The 20118-nt window shown below is 74.8% G+C and carries 1 protein-coding gene; it reads right to left on the bottom strand.

All coding sequences use genetic code 11. The annotated features are described in order from the left end of the window. Nucleotides 1-18: 18 nt before the first annotated feature. Nucleotides 19-20106, bottom strand: coding sequence for a non-ribosomal peptide synthase/polyketide synthase (locus tag ACWCP6_RS24305; RefSeq protein WP_450934634.1), 20088 nt, complete (start codon nucleotides 20104-20106; stop codon nucleotides 19-21). Between the last annotated feature and the right edge of the window lie 12 nt (nucleotides 20107-20118).

The following is a 20118-nucleotide window of genomic DNA, read 5'->3' as shown; positions in this document are numbered from 1 at the left end:
GAGCGGAACGGGCCGCCGTCACACGCTGTCGCGGGCGTGCCGGGCGATGTGCCGCAGCGCCTCGGTGAAGTCCTCCGCGACCGTGCGCACGGTCGCCGTGTCATGGATGCCGGGGCGGTGGTGCCAGGTGAAGGCGAGTCGCCCGTCCTGGACCGCGCCCACCACTTCCAGCAGGTGCGAACCCCCGTCCCGGGGGTCGTGGTCCTGGCCCAGGGAGCCGTGCTCGGTCCGCACCAGGCCGCCGCCGGAGTCCGCCGACCGGGCGTCCCACTGGCCGAGGTAGTTGAACACCACCTGACCGTGCGCACCCGAGCCGAGCCTCTCGCGCACCTCGGGCGGCCCGTAGGTGCGCAGGGCGCCGAAGCCGAGTCCGTTCCCTGGCACGGCCCGCAGTTGACGGCGTACCGACTTCACCAGGGCCCGCCAGTCGCGGGCGGGGCCGAGGTCGTCCGGATCGCTCACCTGGAGCGCCACCGGGTGGACGGTGGTGAACCAGCCGACGGTGCGCGAGAGGTCCACCCCGTCGAGCAGGTCCTCACGGCCGTGCCCCTCCAGGTCCAGGCGGACCCGGTCGCGCCCGGTCCAGCGCGCCAGCGCGAGCGCCAGCGCGGCCAGCAGGACGTCGTTCACGCGGGTGCGGTACGCGGTCGGCGCGGCACGCAGCAGCGCCGCAGTGTCCTCGTCACCGAGTTCCACGGTGAGCGCGCGGGCGGGCTCGGCCTCCGGTCCGGGCTCCCGGCCGGAGGGCAGCGGATCCGCGGCCACCGCCTCTTCCCAGTACGGCAGTTCGGAGTCCAGGCCGCCGTCGGCGACATGGGCGGCGAGCCGTGTGGACCAGTCCCGGAACGAGGTGGTGCGCTCTCCCAGCCGGACGGGTTCGCCCTGGGCGGCCTGCCGGTACGCGGCTTCCAGGTCGTCCCGCAGGATGCGCCAGGACACCGCGTCCACGGCCAGGTGGTGGGCGACCAGGAGGAGGAAGGCCGGCCGCGTGCCCGCGTCGCCGGTGAACAGGGCCGCCCGCAGCAGCGGGCCCTGCCCGATGTCGAATCCGGTGTGCAGGTCGTCCGCGGCCTTCTCCATGGCCACGTCGGCCTCCGTGTCCGACAGCCCGGTCAGGTCGTAGCGCACGAGAACGCCGTCGTCGTGGGCCGGCGGCGGGTTGAACTGGTGCCAGCCCTTCTCGTCCCTGGTGAAGCGCATGCGCAGGGCGTCGTGGTGTTCCAGCAGGGCGTCCAGGGCCGTGCGCAGGGCCGCCGCGTCGGGTGTCCCGTCGAGTTCCAGCAGCGCCGACTGGTTGAAGTGGTGGTGGCTGGCGCGGGGGGTGGTCAGGAACCACTCCTGGATGGGGGTGAGCGGGACCTCACCGGTCACCGGGCCTTCCCCGTGGCCGTGCGGGGCGGTGCGCACGACGCCGGCCAGCTCGGCGACCGTCTGGTGTGCGAAGAGGTCGCGGGTGGCCAGGTGCAGGCCGTCGCGCCGCAGTCGTGACACCACCTGCATGCTCAGGATCGAGTCGCCGCCGAGGTGGAAGAAGTTGTCGTGCGCACCGACCTCCTCCACTCCGAGGACATCGGCCCAGATCCGCGCGATGCGGCGTTCGGTGTCGGTGCGCGGGGCGGTGCGCGGTGCGCCGTCGGTGCCGGCCGGCCCGGGTTCGGGCAGGGCACGCCGGTCGGTCTTGCCGTTCGGGGTGAGCGGCAGCCGGTCCAGCGGCACGAACACCGCGGGGACCATGTGCGGGGGCAGTTGGCCGGCCAGGTGCTCGCGCAGCTCCGCCACGGGCAGGTCCCCGGGTGCGCCCGCGGGGGGCACGACGTACGCCACCAGCCGTGCCGCGCCGTTGGCGCCGCCGGTCCGTACGGCGACCACCGCGTCCCGCACACCGGGTCCGCGGCGCAGCGCGCTCTCGATCTCGCCCGGCTCGATGCGGAAGCCACGCAGTTTGATCTGGTCGTCGGCGCGTCCGGCGAACCGCAGTTCGCCGTCGGCGCCCCAGCGGACCAGGTCGCCGGTCCGGTACATCCGCTCCCCCGGCCCGCCGAACGGGTCGGCGAGGAAGCGGGATGCGGTCAGGCCCGGTCGGTCGAGGTAGCCGCGGGCGAGTCCGGGCCCCGCGACGTACAGTTCCCCGGTGACGCCGGGCGGGACGGGCCGCAGGGCGGCGTCGAGGACGTGGACGCGGGTGGCGCCGGCCGGGCGCCCGATCGGCGGTGCGCCCGCGGCCGGGGTCAGGGGGCCGGTCCAGGTGGCGACCACGGTGGCCTCGGTGGGGCCGTAGGAGTTGACCATGCGGCGTCCCGGTGCCCAGCGCTCCACCAGGTCGGCCGGGCAGGCCTCGGCGCCCACGATCAGGGTGCGCAGGTGCGGCAGGGCGGTGGCGGCGCCGGGCGGCACGGTGGCGAGGGCCGCCGGGGGGATCAGCGCGTGGCTGATGTGCTGTTGCCGGAGCACCTCGGCCAGCCGCTCGCCGACCAGGGGCCCTTCCTCGCCGGTCACCAGGGTGGCGCCGGTGAGCAGGGAGAGACACAGCTCCAGCACCGAGGCGTCGAAGCTGGGCGAGGCGAACTGGAGCACCCGGTCGCCGGGACCCGCCGCGTACCGGTCGGCGGCGGCAGCGGCGAAGCCGGCCAGTCCGCGGTGCGTCACCATCACGCCCTTGGGCGTGCCGGTGGATCCCGAGGTGTAGATGACGTAGGCCGGGTGGTCCGGTGTGAGCGGGGCGGCGCGGTCGGCGTCCGTGAGGGCGGTGTCCGGCCCTGCCCCGTCGAGCACGTCGGCGGCGTCGTCCAGGATCAGCAGGGCACCCGCGTCCCGCACCATGAACTCCTTGCGTTCCGCGGGATAGCCGGGGTCCACGGGGAGGAAGGCGCCGCCCGCCTTCGCAACGGCGAGCTGTGCCACCACCGTCTCCGCGGTGCGCGGCAGGGCCAGGGCCACGACGCTTTCGGGGGCGACGCCGCGTTCGACGAGCCGCCGGGCCAGCCGGTTGGCGGAACGGTCCACCTCCGTGTACGTGAGCCGCCTGGCGCCGTCCACCAGCGCGACCGCGTCGGGCGTACGGGCCGCCTGCCGCTCGAACAGCTCCGGCAGCGTCGCCGCCGGCACCGGGCGGGCCGTGCCGCGCCCCTGTTCCAGCAGGGCTTGCAGCTCCTCGTCGGAGGCCAGCGGCAATGCGCCCAGCGGCCGCTGCGGGTCCTCGGCGATGGCGGTCAGAAGGGTGCGGAGTTGGCCGGCCATCCGTTCGGCCGTGGCCGGGTCGAACAGGTCGGTGGGGTAGGTGAGCAGGCCCTGCAGAGCCCCGGAGTCGCTCTCGGCGAACTCCAGGGTGAGGTCGAAGGCCGAGTGCTGGAGGTCCGGTTCGATGTCGGTGACGTGGAGACCGGGCAGGTCGAGATCGCCCTTCGGGGTGTTCTGCAGCACCACCATGACCTGGAAGAGCGGGGTGCGGCTGGTGTCGCGCACCGGCTGCACCTCGTCGACCACCTGCTCGAACGGCGCGTCCTGGTGGGCGAGGGCGTCGAGGACGGTCTCGCGCACCTCCGCGAGGAACTCGGGGAACGGGCGCTCCGCCTCGACCCGCGAACGCAGGACCAGGGTGTTGACGAAGAACCCGATCAGTTGCTGGGTCTCGGCGCGGTCGCGGCCGGAGGTGACGGTGCCGACGGCGATGTCGCACCCGCCGGACAGCCGTGCGAGGAAGGTCTGCGCCGCGGCGACGAGGGTGGTGAACAGGGTGGCCCCCCGGTCCCGGCCCACCTGGGCGAGCCGGCGGGCCGTCCCCGGCGGCAGCTCCAGGCGGGTCGTCGCACCCTCGCGGGTACGTACCGCCGGGCGTGGCCGGTCGGTGGGCAGTTCCAGCGGCTCGACGCCGGCCAGTTGCTCCTTCCAGTACGCGAGGTGTTCTTCGGTGCCGGTGGCGCCCGTGGTGCGCTGCCAGTGGGCGTAGTCGGCGTACTGCACCGGCAGCGGCGCCAACGGCGTTGCGGCAGAGTCCAGTTGGGTCCGGTAGAAGTGGGCCAGGTCGCCGGTGAGCACGGCGGTCGACCAGCCGTCGGTGATGATGTGGTGCAGGGTCAGGGCCAGCACGTGGTCGTCGTCTGCCAGCCGCAGCAGCGCGGCGCGCATCAGCGGGCCCTCGTGGAGGTCGAACGGGCGGGTGCGTTCGTCCGCGAGGAGCTGGTGCAGGCTTCCCTCGCGTTCCGCGGCGGCAAGCCCGGAGAGGTCGTGCAGCGGCAGGTGCACGTCCTGCGGCGGATGGACGATCTGCACGCCGTGACCGTCCACCGTGTCGAACGTGGTGCGCAGCGACTCGTGCCGCGCCACCAGGGCGCGCAGGGCCGCCGCGAGGGCGCCGGTGTCGAGCGCGCCGCGCAGGCGCAGCCCCAGCGCCGTCACGTACTCGGCGCCGCCGGGCGCGAACTCCTCCAGGAACCAAAGGCGTTGCTGCGCGTAGGACATGGGCATCGCCGTGTCGCGGGCGACCGGGACGACGGCGGGGCGCCGCGGGTCGTCGTCACCGGGTTCGGCGAGCAGCGCAGCGAGCGCCGCCGCGGTGGGATGGGTGAACACGGCGCGGGGCGACAGCTCCGTACCGAACTCCTCGGCGAGGCGGGAGGCGAGGCGGATGCTGAGGATGGAGTCGCCGCCCAGCTGGAAGAAGTCGTCCTCCACGCCGGGGAGCTCCGTGCCGAGGACCTCGGCGAGGATCTCCGCCGTGCAGCGCTCGGCCTCGGTCCGGGGCTCGACCCGCATGCCGCGCGGCGCGCCGTCGGGGTCGGGTGCCGGGAGCGCCGCCCGGTCGAGCTTGCCGGTGCTGCCCAGCGGGAGGGCGGGGAGCGCGACGAAGGCGGAGGGGACGAGATAGTCGGGCAGCGTCCTGCGGGCGAACTCCCGCAGGCCGTCGATGTCCTGGCCGGCCGGACCGACCACATAGGCCACCAGCCTGCGGCTCCCCGGGCGGTCCTCGCGGGCCACCACCGCCACGTCCTCGACTCCGGGACCGGCCGCGAGCGCGGCCTCCGCCTCACCGGGCTCCACCCGGAATCCGCGGATCTTCACCTGGTCGTCGGCGCGGCCCAGGAAGTCGACCGTGCCGTCGGGGTTGCGCCGGACCAGGTCGCCGGTGCGGTACATCCGAGCGCCGGGCGGCCCGAACGGGTCGGCGAGGAACCGGGCCGCGCTGTCACCGGGGCGTCCCAGGTAGCCGCGCGCCACGCCTTCGCCGGCCGCGTAGAGCTCTCCCGCGCAGCCCGGCGGTACGGGCCGCAGCCGGTCGTCGAGTACATGGACCCGCCTGTCGTCCAGTGGGCGGCCGATGGGCACGGTGTCGGGCACCTTCGCGGCGTCCGTCAGCGTGAAGGACGTGGTGAAGGTGGTGGCCTCGGTGGGACCGTAGCCGTCCACGACGGTCAGTCCCGGGCAGGCCGCCAGCACCCGGCGCACGGCCGCCGCGGGGACCACGTCGCCGCCGGTCCACACCTGGCGAAGGCCCGCAAGGCAGTCGGGCGCGTCCTGGGACAGCAGCCGGAACACGCCCGCGGTCAGCCACACTGCCGTCAGCCCGCCGTGTGCGGCCGACCGCCGCAGCAGCGCCGCGTCCACGGGCCCTTCGGGGGCGACCACCACGCAGCCGCCGTTGAGCAGCGGCGCCCACACCTCGAAGGTCGCGGCGTCGAACGCGACCGGGGAGTGCAGCAGCACGCGTGCGCACACGCCGTCGGTGAAGCGGCTGTCGGTGGCGAGCGAGGCGATGTCGCGGTGGCGTACCGCGACCGCCTTGGGCCGGCCGGTGGACCCGGAGGTGAACATGACGTAGGCCAGCCGGTCGGGGTCCGCCGTGGGGCCGGCCGGTGCGCCGGCCTCCGTGCTGCTTGCGGCGGCCGCCGCGTCGAGTGGGGCAGCTTCCGTGGCACGTGCGGCGGCTTCCGTGCCGCGAGCAGTGGTGTCCGTGGCGCATTCCGCGGCCACTGCCTCGGCGGTGAGCAGGACCGAGGCGCCCGCCTGGGCGAGCAGGGTGCGGCGTCGCTCCTCGGGGGCACGGGTGTCCACCGGGACATAGGCGCCGCCTGCCTTGAGGACCGCGAGCTGGGCGACGACGAGTTCCACGGAGCGGTCCATGAGCAGGGCGACCCGGCCCTCCGGCGCCAGGCCGTCGGCCAGCAGGCGGGACGCCACACGGTCCGTCCAGTCGGCCAGCCGGCGATAGGTCAGCTGTCGGCCGCCGTCGCTCACCGCGACGGCGTCCGGGGTGCGGCGGACCTGCTCGGCGAACAGATCCACCGGGCTGCGGGGCGCGACGCTGCGCGTGGTGGTGTTCCACCGCCGAAGCAGCTCGCGGTCGTCGGCGGTGAGCAGGTCCAGATCGTCGACGTCACCGTCGAGGCCGTCGGCGAGCGCGGTGAGCAGAGCGACAAGGCGGGCCGCGGCGCTCTCGACCGTGGCCCGGTCGAACAGCGCGGCGTCGTAGGCCAGGTCGAAGCCGAGCCGGTCGGCGAGGTGGGCCCGCAGGCACAGCGGGAAGGTCGTGGCGTCGTCGGCGCGTACGTCCTCGACGCGCACGCCCGTGCGGGACGCGGCGGATTCGTCGACGGGGTAGTTCTCGAACACCACCATGCTGTCGAACAGCGCCTCGCCCGCCGGGACCTCGCTGAGAGCCTGGATACGGGACAGCGCGAGGTGGTCGAAGCGCCGGGCGTCGCTCTGCTGCTCCTGCAGGCCCCGCAGCCACGGCAGGACGGCCGTCGAGGGTATGCGGATCCGGGTCGGCACGGTGTTGATGAACATGCCGATCATCGAGTCGACTCCGGGCAGTTCGGCGGGCCGCCCGGAGACGGTCGTGCCGAACACCACGTCGCGGCGGCCGCTGTGGCGCGCTAGGAGCAGGGCCCAGGCGCTCTGCACCAGGGTGTTGACGGTCAGCCCGCCGCGGGCGGCCGTCTCCCGGAGCCGTCGTGAGGTCCGTTCGTCGAGTGAGTGGTGGACGCTTCCTGCGGAGCGGGCGCGGTGCGCCTCGGCGGGTGTGCGGTCGTACGGCAGCGGGGTGCGCGCGGTGAATCCGGCGAGGGACTCCGCCCAGTACTGTTCGGCGCGGTCCTCGTCCTGCTCGTGCAGCCACCGCAGGAAGTCCGCGAAGGGGCGGCGCGCGGGCGGGGCGGCGGGCGGGCCGCCGGTGAGCGCGGCATAGCGCTCGCACACCTCGGTGAGCAGATGCGCGGTGCTCCAGCCGTCGAGGATCAGATGGTGCGTCGACCACAGCAGCAGCACCTCGTCACCGGGCAGGGCGGCCAGGGTGAGGCGGGTGAGCGGCGCGGTGGTCAGCTCCATGCCCGTCGCGCGGTCCTCGGCGAGCAGCCGGCCGGTGGCGGCACCGAGCTGTTCGGGCGTCAGATCGCGCCAGTCCAGGTGGGTCACGGGCAGCTGGGCCCGATGGTGGACCATCTGCACGGGATGGGGCAGTCCGCGCCAGTGCACGCTGGTGCGCAGGGCCGGTGTGCGGTCGGCGACCTGCTGCCACGCCGCGGCGAAGGCCTGCGGGTCGGCGACCCCGGACAGCCGCACGGCCGTCCGGTCGAAGTAGGCGCCCGCCGTGTCGACCAGGCCGTGGAAGAGCATGCCCGACTGGAGGGGCGTCAGCGGCAGTACGTCCGCCACGTGCCGCCCGTCCCCCACCAGCCGGTCCAGCTGTTCCTGGGAGAGTCCGGCGAGCGGGAAGTCGGAGGGAGTCCGGCCGCCCGCGTCCGGGCGGGCGCAGTGCGCCACGATCTCGCGCAGCGCCGCGCACATGTCGCGGGCGAGACCGCGCACCGTGGACTCGTCGTAGACGGCCGTCGGGTAGGTCCAGCCGAGTTCGAGCCGGCCGTCCTGCACCACACCCGTGATGTCCAGCAGATAGGGGCGGGGCGCGTCGGGGTCGGTGTCGCGGCCGGCCGGCACGAGGGCGGCACGGTACAGGCCGTCGTCGCCGACGGTGCCCCCGGCGTCCCACTGCCCGTGGTAGTTGAACCCGACCTCGGGCGCCGGGGCGCCGGCCAGCGGGCTGTCCGGCAGCAGGTGTCGCAGTGCACCGTGGCTGAGTCCGTGCAGCGGCACGGCGCGCAGCTGCTCCTTGACGGACCGCAGGTTCTCGCGCCAGTCGCCGTCGCGGGCAACGCTCAGGGCGAGGGGGAACTCGGCGGTGAACCATCCGACGGTACGCGACAGGTCGATGTCGTCGAAGAGGTCCTCACGGCCGTGCCCCTCCACCCCGACGAGGACGGTGTCGCGCCCGCACCAGCGGGCCAGGGTCCGCCCGAGTGCGCTGAGCAGCACGTCGTTGACCTGGGTGCGGTAGACGTCGGGGACCCGGCGCAGCAGTGCGTCGGTCTCCTCGCGTTCGAGCGTCACCGTGACGGTGGCGGCGGTGCCGTGCGTGTTGGGTCCGTGCCGGCCGGCGGGAAGGCCGGCCGGGGCGGCGCCGGTGCGCCTCCAGTGGTCCAGATCGGCGTCGAACCCCCCGGCGCGGGTGTGCCGCTCCAGCCGGACGGCCCACTGGCCGTAGGAGGTGCCCACCGGGTCCAGGGCGATGGGCCGGCCGGCGGTGGCAGCCCGGTGGGCGGCCTCCAGGTCGGCCAGCAGGATGCGCCAGGAGACGCCGTCCACCGCCAGGTGGTGCACGGTGATCAGGAGTTGCGCCGGCCGGGCGGGGCCACGGTCGAAGAGCAGTACCCGCACCACCCGGCCCTCGACGGGGTCGAGCGAGGCCTGTGCCACCTCTGCCGTGCGCTGCACCTCCGCCTCGAGCGCCGGGGTGTCCAGTTCCGCCGTGTCGTGGTGGGTGAGGACGCCGTCCGGTGGCTCGGGCAGGACCTCCTGGCGCCAGCCGGTGCCGGTGGGCAGGAACCTGGTGCGCAGGGCCGCGTGGTGACGTACCAGGGCGTCGACCGCCTGCCGCAGGGTGTGCGGACCGGTACCCGGGGCGAGTTCCAGGCGCTGGGTCATGGTGAACCGCAGCGGGTCGCCGGGACGGCGGCCGTCGAGGTACCAGTGCTGGATGGGTGTGAGCGGCGCCTCGGGGGACGGAGCGGGGTCCGTGGCGGCCGGGCGTGGGGTCGTGTCGGTGACGCGCAGGGCGAGTTCGGCGACGGTCTGGTGGCGGAAGACGTCCTTGGTGGTGAGGGCCAGTCCGGCCTGGCGGGCCCGGGAGACGATCTGGATGCTGAGGATCGAGTCGCCGCCGAGGGCGAAGAAGTTGTCGTGCGCGCCCACCCGCTCGACGCCCAGGACCTGCGCCCAGATGGCGGCCAGCCGCTGCTCGGTGCCGGGGCGGGGGGCCGTGTACGGCGTGCCGCCGTCGGGCCGGGCCGGCGGGGCGGGCAGTGCGCGCCGGTCGGTCTTGCCGCTGGTGGTGCGCGGTATGCGGGCCACGGGGACGAACGCCGCGGGCACCATGTGGTCGGGCAGGGTCCGGCGCAGCAGGACCCGCAGCTCGTCGGCCGGCGGTGTGCGGTCGCCCTCGGGCACCAGATGGGCCACCAGCATCAGCCGCCCCGCGTGTTCGCGGGCGGTCACCACGGCCTCGGCGACGCCCGGATGGGCGAGGAGAGCGGTCTCGACCTCACCCGGTTCGATGCGGAAGCCACGGATCTTGACCTGCTCGTCGACCCGTCCCAGGAACTCCAGCATCCCCCGCGAGTCCCAGCGGGCGCGGTCGCCGGAGCGGTACATGCGTTCCCCGGGGGCGCCGAACGGGTCGGCCAGGAAGCGGGACGCGGTCAGGCCGGGCTTGTTCCGGTAGCCGCGGGCGACCTGCGCTCCTGCCAGATACAGCTCGCCCGGTGTCCCGGGCGGAACGGGGCGCAGGGCGCCGTCCAGAACGTAGGCGCGCAGATTGCGGCCGGGGCGGCCGATGACCGGGCGTTCGGGACGTTCGGTGCAGCGGCCGTAGACGGCATCGACGGTGCACTCGGTGGGCCCGTACATGTTGTACGCGGTGACGCCGAGGTCCTTCTCGGCCGCGCACAGCTCCCGCCAGGCCGCGGTGCCGATCGCCTCGCCGCCCACCAGCAGCAGGCGCGGTCGGTGACGGCCGGGCGCGAGGAGTCCGGCCGCGGTCAGTTCCCGAAGGAAGGAGGGGGTGACGTTCACCAGGTCCAGGCGCCGCTCGGCGACCTGTGCGCAGAACGCCTCCGGGTCCAGGCGTACGTCCTCGTCGACGAGGTGCACCTCCTGGCCGAGTGCGAGCAGCAGCGGGCCCTCCCAGGAGGTGTCGAAGGAGAACGAAGCGCTCAGCGCCGCGCGCAGCCGGCTGCCGTCCGTGGTGTGCGGGGCGACGAGCCCCTCCCGGTGGTCGTGGCAGAGGTTGACCAGGTGGCGGTGTTCCACCACGACGCCCTTGGGCCGCCCGGTGGAGCCGGAGGTGTAGATGAGGTAGGCGGCGTTCTCGGGGCGCAGCGGCGTGGGCCGGTCGGCGTCGGTCGGGTCGTGGGCGGGCAGCCGGTCCCACGGCACATCGCGGAGCGTGTCGGCCGTCAGCGTGGTGTGCGGCGCGGCGTCGCCGAGAAGGAACGCGAGCCGCTCCTGTGGCAGTTCGGGGTCCAGGCAGAGCAGCGTGCTGCCCGACTTGAGCACGGCGAACAGGGCCACGAGCATCTCGGAGGTGCGCGGCAGGCGCACGGCGACGACCCGCTCCGGACCGGCGCCGAGGCCGATGAGGTGGTGGGCCAGCCGGTTGGCGCGCTCGTTGAGCTCCGCGAAGTCCAGGGTGGCGTCCCGCGCCACCAGCGCGGTGGTGTGCGGGGAGCGGGCGGCCTGCGCCTCGAACAGGGCGGGGAAGGTGGCGCCCGCGGCGGGCAGCGGCTCCCCCTGCCACTCCCCCATGACCCGACGCCGCTCGGCCGGCGTCATCAGCGGCAGGGCGCCGACGGGCCGGTCGGGATCCTCGACGGCGGCTTCGAGGAGCAATCGGAGCCGGCCGGCCAGGTTCTCGACGGTGTCCGTGTCGAACAGCCCGGTGTTGTACTGGAGGTAACCGGTGACGCCGTCGTCGCCTTCCACGAAGTCGAAGGCGAGGTCGAAGGTGGCGTGGCGGACCGGCGGTGTCACCGGCGCGACCTCCAGCCCGGGCAGGCGGGGTGCCTCGGCGCCCAGGTTGTGCAGCGCCACCATGACCTGGAACAGGGGGGTGCGGCTGGTGTCCCGCTCGGGCTGGAGGGCGTCCACGAGCCGTTCGAAGGGCACGTCCTGGTGGGCGAACGCCTCCAGGACGGTGGTGCGCACCTGCGTGAGCAGCTCGCGGAAGGAGAGTCCGGGACGCACCCGGCCGCGCAGCACCAGCGTGTTGACGAACATGCCGACGACGTCGTGGAGTTCGGGGCGCTCCCGGCCGGCGGTCACCGTGCCGACGGCCAGGTCCTCTTGGCCGGCCCAGCGGGACAGCAGGATCTGGCAGGCCGTCAGGAGCGTCATGTAGAGGGTGGCGTCGGCGTCGCGGCCCGTCGCACGCAGCCGGCCGGTCAGCGCGGCGGGCAGCGCGAAGGTGATCAGTGCCCCTTCCCGGCCGCGGACGGCCGGCCGGGGCCGGTCGGTCGGCAGCTCCAGCGGGGGCAGCCCGTCCAGTACCCGGCGCCAGTGGTCGAGATCGCTCTCGGCGCGGTCGGTGCGGGCGCGCTGCCAGGCGGCGAAGTCGGCGTAGCGCACCGGCAGTCCGGGAAGCTCCGGCTGCCGTCGTTCGTGCGCCGCGGTGTACAGCTCGCCCAGGTCCCTGCCGAGGACGCCGACGGACCAGCCGTCGGTGACGATGTGGTGGACGGCAAGCACCAGCACGTGCTCGTCGCGGCCCAGGCGCACCAGCCGCGCCCGCAGCAGCGGCCCGGCCTCCAGGTCGAAGGGAGCGGCCGCCTCGCGTTCGACGAGTGCGTCCAGCGCCGCCGACGTGTCCCCGGCTCCCGTGAGGTCGTCCAGCGCCGGCCGGACCGGGTACGGCGGCCGTACCACCTGCCGGGCGCGGCCGTCCTGTTCGGTGAAGGTGGTGCGCAGTGCCTCGTGCCGTGCGACCAGTCCGTCCAGTGCGGTGCGCAGGGCCGTCTCGTCGAGCGGGCCGCTCAGCCGCAGCACGGACAGCGTCGTGTACTCGGTGCTGCCCGGCTCGAAGCGGTCGAGGAACCACAGGCGCTGCTGTGCGTACGACAGCGGAAGCGGCGTGTCGGGTTCCGCCGCCGGGATGGTGTCGGCCGGAGCGGTCCGTTCCGCAGGCGGGTCGCCGAGGGCGGCGGCCAGCGCGGACACCGTCGGGTGGGTGAACAGCAGTCTGGGTGAGACCTCGGTGCCGAAGGCCGCGCGCAGCCGGGAGGTGACACGGACGGCGAGGATCGAGTCGCCGCCGAGGGCGAAGAAGTCGTCACCCGCGCCCACGTCGCCGGTGTCCAGGACGTCCGCCCAGGCGGCGGCGACGAGGCGTTCGGCGGGGGTGCGCGGCGGGGTGCGGTCGGTGCCCGCGGCGAAACCGTCGGGTCCGGGGGCGGGCAGGGCTCGCCGGTCGAGCTTGCCGTTGGCAGTGAGCGGCAGCGCCGGCACCGGTACGTAGGCGGCGGGCACCATGTGCGCGGGCAGCAGGCGCTCCAGGTGGGCGCGCAGGTCGGCGGCGGGCGGCGCGGCGGCGGCGTGCTCCCCGCTGCCCGTGCCGACGACGTGGGCGACCAGCCGCCGGGTGCCGGAGGTGTCCTCGTGGACGCCCACCGCTGCGGCGCCGACGCCCGGGTGGGCGTGCAGGGCGGCCTCGATCTCGCCGGGCTCGATACGGTATCCGCGGATCTTCACCTGCTGGTCGGCGCGGCCCAGGTACTCGAGCGTTCCGTCGGCCCGCCACCGCGCCCGGTCGCCGGTGCGGTACATGCGGCTGCCGGGCCGGCCGAACGGGTCGGCCAGGAAACGGGTGGCGGTCAGGCCCGGCCGGCCCAGGTAGCCGCGCGCCAAGCCCTCCCCCGCCACGTACATCTCGCCGACGGCGCCGGGCGGTACGGGAGTCAGAGCCGCGTCGAGCACGTACACCCGCAGGTCGGGGATGCCCGTGCCGATGGGGCCGGCGGCGCGGGTGCCCACCGTGCCCCGGTCGAGGGGGGCGTAGGTGACGTGCACGGTGGTCTCGGTGATGCCGTACATGTTGACCAGACGCGGGGCGGTGTCCGGGTGGCGTGTGTACCAGTCGGCAAGCCGCTCGACGTCCAGCGCCTCCCCGCCGAAGATGACGGTGCGCAGGGCCAGTCGTGTGCCGAGGCCGGGGTGTTCGGCGTCCGCGCGCGCCAGCGGGTGGAACGCGGACGGGGTCTGGTTGAGGACCGTGACCCGTTCGTCAACCAGCAGGCGCAGGAAGTCCTCCGGGGAGCGTGCCACGTCGTCGGGCACGACGACGAGCCGGCCGCCGTGCAGCAGGGCGCCCCACAGCTCCCACACGGAGAAGTCGAAGGCGTAGGAGTGGAACAGCGTCCACACGTCGTGCTCGTCGAACCGGAACCAGGGTCGGGTGCGGGTGAAGAGCCGCACGACGTTGGCGTGGGGCACCACGACGCCCTTGGGACGGCCGGTGGAGCCCGAGGTGTAGATCGCGTAGGCCGGGCTCTCCGGCAGCGGGCGGCGCGAGCGGCCCGCCGGGCCGCCGGCCGGGCGGGCCGCGAGGTCGGCCGTCACCGCCGGGTCGTCCAGGGCCAGGACGGGAACGCCGGTGTCCCCGGCGCTCCCGGCGGTGGCGGTGGTGGTCACCAGGGCCACCGGGACGGCGTCCTGGAGCAGTTGGGCGACACGTTCCGCGGGCAGCCCCGGGTCGATCGGCAGGTAGGCCGCGCCGGTCTTCAGGACGGCGAGGACCGCCACGACCAGTTCGGTGGAGCGGGGCAGCGCGAGTGCCACGTAGCGCTCGGGGCCTGCGCCGTACTCCGCCAGCCGGTGGGCGAGCCGGGCGGCCCGCGCGTCGAGCGTGGCGTAGTCGAGGCGGTCGCCCGCGCAGGTGACGGCGATCGCGTCGGGGACACGGGCGGCCTGCGCCTCGAACAGGTCCACCAGGGTCTCCGCGGGCCGGCCCTCTTCGGTGCCGTTCCACTCCACCAGCGTCCGGTGGCGTTCCCCGGCGGTCGTCCAGGGCAGGGTCCGCAGCGGCCGGTCGGGGTCGGCGGCGATCCCCGCGAGCAGCAGGCACAGCCGGTCGGCGAGTGTCCGGACGGTCGAGGCGTCGAATGCGTCCGGGTCGTAGGCCAGGTCGAAGCCGAGCTGGTGCCCCTGGTAGGCGCGCAGCACGAGGGGGTAGTTGGTCGCGTCCCGGGAGGCGACGTCCACGAGGCGCACACCGGAGGTGGCCGTGCGGGCCTCGTCGAAGGGGTAGTTCTCGAACGCCACCATGCTGTGGAACAAAGGGGTGCCGGACGGCACGTCGCTCAGTGAGGTCAGCTCGGCGAGGGAGACCGCCGCGAAGCGCCGCGACTCGGCCTGGGCGTCCTGGAGTTCCCGCAGCCACGCGGTGGCCTGGCGCCGGCCGTCCACCCGGACCCGGGTGGGCAGGGTGTTGATGAACATGCCCACCATCGACTCGACGCCGGGCAGGTCGTCGGGGCGTCCGGAGACCGTGGTGCCGAACACGATGTCGGTCTGTGCGCCGTAGCGGGCCAGAAGCAGCGCCCACGCACCCTGCACCACCGTGTTCAGGGTGAGACCGCGGTCCCGGGCGGTGCGCGCCAGCCGTTCGGACACGGCCTCGGACAGCCCTGCGGTGTGGACGCCCGCGGACCGGGCGCGGTGCGCCTCGCGCAGGGGGCTGTCGACGGGCAGCGGCGTCGGCGTGGCGAAGCCGCCCAGCACACCGCGCCAGTGCGCGTGCGCGGCGTCGGTGTCCTGGTCGGCCAGCCACCGCACGTAGTCGCCGAACGGCCGGCGCACGGGCGGCCGCGGCTCGCTTCCCGAGGTGAGCGCCGCGTACTCCTCACTCACCTCGGTGAGCACCTGGGCCAGGCTCCAGCCGTCCAGGATGAGGTGGTGGGAGGTCCACAGCAGGTGCAGCCGCGCGTCGGGCAGCCGGACGAGGGTGAGCCGCATCAGCGGCGCCGCGGCGAGATCGAGGCCGCGTGCGAGGTCGTCGGAGCGGAGCCGGGCGAACTGCGCGGCGCGTTCCTCCTCGTCCACGTCCCGCCAGTCGAGGTGGGTCACCGGCACGGAGACGTCCCGGTGCACGATCTGGAGCGGCACCCGCACGTCCTCCCACACCACGGAGGTGCGCAGTGCGGGTGTGCGGTCCGTGACGCGCTGCCAGGCCACGGCGAAGGCGTGCGGGTCCGCCACTCCTTCGATGAGCAGGGCGGCCTGGTCCACGTAGACGTCGTCCGGGCCGCCGACCAGGCGGTGGAAGAGCATGCCCTCCTGAAGCGGCGTCAGCGGGAGCACGTCCTCCACGCCGCGGCCGTCGCCGACGAGCCGGTCCACGCCGGCCTGGTCGAGACGGGCCAGGGGGAAGTCGGACGGGGTCCGGCCGCCGGCGTCCGGGCGGGAGCAGTGCTCGGTGATCGAGACCAGCGCCCGGGCCATCCCGTCCGCCAGGTCCTGGACGGTTCCGGTGTGATGCACCTGGTCGCTGTAGTGCCAGGTGATCTCCAGCTCGCCGTCGGCCACCACGGCCGACACGTCCAGCAGGTGGTCCAGCGGTTCGCCGGCCGCCATGTCCCGACCGGGCACCTCGGCCGCCGGGGCGAAGTCCCGCCCGGCGGGCGCCTCCCACTGCCCGTGGTAGGTGAAGCACACCTGTGGCAGCGGCAGTTCCCGCAGGGCGCGGGCGGCGGGGTCGGGCGAGCCCAGGCGGGCCAGTGCCTCGTAGCTCAGACCGCGTCGCGGCACGGCTCGCAGCCGTTCCTTCACCGCTTTGAGCGTGGCGCCCCAGTCCGGTGCGCCGGACGGGCCGGCCGGGGTGAGGGTGACGGGGTACTGGGTGGTGAACCAGCCGACCGTGCGCGACACGTCGACCGCCTCGTCGGCCCCGCTGCCGCCGAGGTCCTCGCGCCCGTGTCCCTCCAGGGCGACGGTGACCCGGTCGGCGCCCGCCCAGTCGGCGAGTACCCGCCCCAGGGCGCTCAGCAGCACGTCGTTGACCTGGGTCCGGTAGACACCGGGCACGCGGCGCAGCAGCGCATCGGTGGTGGCGCGGTCCACGCGGGTGTGCACGGTGCGCACCGATCCCGCCAGTGGGGTTCCGGCGCGGTCGACCGGCAGCGGGGTGCGCGGGGCGGCGGTCTCCTGCGCCCAGTACGCCAGGTCGTCGTCCAGGTCGCCAGCCCGCACACGGCGGGTCAGCATGGCGGCCCACGCGGTGAACGGCGTGGTCGCGGGCTCCAGGCGCACCGGCTCACCCGCGCAGACCTGCCGGTAGGCCTGTTCCAGGTCTGCCGGCAGGATGCGCCAGGAGACGCTGTCCACGGCGAGATGATGGGCCGCCAGGAAGAGCTGGGGCCGTTCACCGGCCGGGGGCAGCAGCAGTGCGGCCCGCAGCAGGGCGCCGGTGGCCGGGTCCAGCGCCGCGCGGGCGGTGTCGGCGGCCTCGGCGCGCGCGGCGGCCGGATCGGCCGCGGTGAGCGCGGAGAGGTCGTGACGGGTCAGCAGCCCGGTGGCCGGGCCTGCGCCCGGCTGCTGCTCCCAGGTCTCCCCGGACCGTACGAATCGGGTGCGCAGGGCCGGGTGATGGACGGCCACCGCCTCCAGGGCGCGTTCGAGGGCCTGCTCGTCGACGTCGTTCGGCAGGTCGAGGAGCATCGACATGCTGAAGTGCCGCAGCGGGCCGTGGGTGGCGAAGAACCACTCCTGGACAGGGGTCAGCGGTGCGGGCCCGTCGTCGTGCGCCTGCCGGGGTGCGGGCACCGCGGTGGTGCGACGGGCCGCGGCTGCGGCCAGGTCGGCAACGGTCTGGTGGCGGAAGACGTCCCGCGATGTGAGGTGCAGACCGGCGGCGCGGGCCCGGGAGACGGCCTGGATGCTGAGGATGGAGTCGCCGCCGAGCTCGAAGAAGTTGTCGGTGACGCCGATCGCGGCGACGCCCAGCACCTCGGACCAGATGGCGGCGAGAGTTTCCTCGTCGGAGGTCCGCGGGGCGACGAACTCCTTCTCTCGGGCGGCGATCTCGAGGTCGGGCGCGGGCAAGGCGCGGCGGTCCAGCTTGCCGCTGGTGGTCAGCGGCAGGGTGTCGAGCAGGGTGAAGGACGACGGCACCATGTGGTCGGGCAGGACGCGCCGGCAGGCCTCGCGCAGTGCGGAGGGGGCGGGCCGCGGAGCGCCGGCCGCGGGCACGAGGTAGGCGGCGAGCCGCAGGTGGCCGTTCCGGTCGGGGACCGCGACGACCGCCGCGGCGGCGATGTCCGGCAGGTCCAGCAGCGCCGCCTCGACCTCGCCGGGCTCGATGCGGTGGCCGCGCACCTTCACCTGGTCGTCGGCGCGGCCGAGGTAGTCGAGGCGTCCGTCGGCGGTCCAGCGGGCCAGGTCCCCGGTCCGGTACATCCGGCCCCCGGGCGGCCCGAACGGGTCGGCCACGAAGCGTGCGGCGGTCAGTCCGGGACGGCCCGCGTAACCGCGGGCCACCTGCTCGCCCGCCAGGTAGAGTTCGCCGCCGACGCCGGGCGGCACGGGCTGCAGCCGGCCGTCGAGGACGTAGGCGCGCACATTGGGCAGCGGCCGGCCCACCAGCGGGCGGTCGTCGCCCTCGATACGGCAGGCCACCGCGTCGACCGTGCATTCGGTGGGGCCGTAGAAGTTGTACGCGGCGACGCCCCGGTGTCCGGCCAGCTCGCGCCACAGTCCGGTGCCGACGGCCTCGCCGCCGAGCATCAGCACCCGCGGACGGTGGCGCGGGTCGGCGAGCAGGCCGGCGGGCAGGAGCTGCCGCAGGTAGGACGGTGTCAGGTCGAGGAAGTCGATGCGGTGCCGGACGACGTACTCGACCAGGGCCGCCGCGTCCAGCCGGGTGGTCTCGTCGACCAGGTGCAGCGGATGGCCGTCGGCCATCAGGAGCAGGCCCTCCAGCGAGGTGTCGAAGGAGAACGCCGCGGTCAGCGCGACCCTCAGGGGGCCGCCGCCCGCCTCGGCGACGAATCCCTCGCGGTGCCCGGCCAGCAGGTGCCCCAGGGAGCGGTGCGGGACGGCGACCCCCTTGGGCCGGCCGGTCGAGCCGGATGTGTAGATCACGTAGGCGGTGTTCTGCGGGTGCAGGGGGGCGAGCCGGTCGGCGTCGGAGGGGTCGGTGTCGGGGACGGTACCGGGCACCGCCCGTAACGCGGCCTCGTCCAGCACCAGCGCCGGGCGCGCGTCGTCCAGCAGGAAGCGGACGCGGTCCTCGGGCAGTGCGGGGTCGAGGGGCAGATAGCCGGCGCCGGACTTCCAGACGGCGAGGATCGCCACCACCATGTCGGCGGTACGTGGCAGCCGCAGCGCGACGAGGCGTTCGGGACCCGCGCCGAGCGCGATGAGGTGGTGGGCCAGCCGGTTGGCGCGGGCGTCGAGCGTCGCGTAGTCCAGGCGCTCGTCCCCGGCGACCAGCGCGACGGCGTGCGGGGTACGGGCCGCCTGTCGTGCGAAGAGTGCGGGGTACGTGGTGTCGGGAACCGGACGCGCGGTGGCGTTCCAGTCCTCGGTGACCTGCCGCACCTGCTGCGGGGAGAGCAGGGGCAGGGTGTCCAGGACCCGGTCGGGTTCGGCGGCAACGCCCTCCAGGGTCCGCAGCAGCTGGTCCGCCATCCGGTGCGCGGTGGCCGCGTCGAACAGGTCGGTACGGTACTCCAGCAGGCCGGTCAGCCCGTCCCCGTCCGGAACGAACTCCACGCTCAGGTCGAAGGTGGCCGCCTGCCGTGGCACGGCGACCGGTGACGTGGTCAGACCGCCGGGGGCGGGTGCCGCGGGCGGGGCGGGATGCAGCAGGACCATCACGTCGAACAGGGGGTTGCGGCCGGCCTCGCGTGGCGCGCCGACGGCCTCCACCAGGCGCTCGAAGGGCGTGTCGCCGTGTGCGAAGGCGTCGTTGACCGTGCCTGCGGCGGCGGCCAGCAGGTCGCGGAAGGACCCGGTGGTCCCGACCGGGGTGCGCAGGACGACGGTGTGGGCGAAGAAGCCGACGGCGCGCTCGAGGTCGGTGCGGGGGCGCCCGGGTGTGAGGGAGCCGACCGTGACGTCGTCCTGTCCGGACCAGCGGGCCAGCAGCGCCTGGCAGGCGGCGACCAGGGAGGTGAACAGGGTGGTGTGCTGCTCCGCGGCGAGCTGTCGCAGCCGGGCGGTGGTGCCCGCGGGCACGGCGAAGGTGTGGACCGCGCCCGCCCCGGACTCCTCTCCGCGGCGCGGGCGGTCCAGCGGCAGCTCCGGCGGCACCGCACCGGACATCTGCTCGGACCAGTAGGCGAGCTGCCGCTCCAGCCGGGCTCCGGACAGCTGCTCGCGCTGCCAGGCCGCGAAGTCCGGGTACTGGGTCGCCACCGGATCGAGCTGCGGCTCCACTCCTCGGGCCAGGGCGTCGTAGGCGGTGCACAGCTCCTCCAGCAGCACGCCCATCGACCAGCCGTCGGTGACGATGTGATGTGCCGTCAGCAGCAGGACGTGCGAGGCCTCGGACTCCCTCAGCAGCAGGGCGCGCAGCAGCGGACCGGTGCGCAGGTCGAAGGGGCGTGCGTAGGCGTCGAGCAGCGCCGCGTCCAGGGCGCCCCCGTCCTCCGTCGCGGACACCGGCTCCTGCGGCGCGCCCAGGTCGCGGACCGGCAGCGGCACCGGACCCGCGGCGTGCACGGTCTGCACCGGCCGTCCGTCGGTCTCGTCGAACGTGGTGCGCAGAGCCTCGTGGCGCTCCACCACCAGGTCGAGCGCGCGGGAGAGCGCCGCGCGGTCCAGACTGCCGGTCAGCCGGAGTGCGACGGCGCTGTTGTAGCGCGCGTCGCCCGGACGCAGCCGGTCCAGGAACCACAGTCGCTGCTGGGCCGAGGACAGCGGCAGGGGCCGGTCCCGGTCCGCGTGCGGGATGCCCTGCGGGGCTGCCGCGTGGGTCGCGCCGGCCCGTCCGGCGAGCCGACGGCGCAGCGCCTCCTGGAGGTCCGCGGGCAGGGCCTCGGCACGGTTTCGCTTCGAAGACGTCATGGTCGTCAGGTC

The sequence above is a fragment of the Streptomyces sp. NPDC002004 genome (assembly GCF_053593975.1).
The sequence above is the reverse complement of the archived record's forward strand: the minus strand, read 5'-3'. Positions and strand labels throughout refer to the sequence as shown.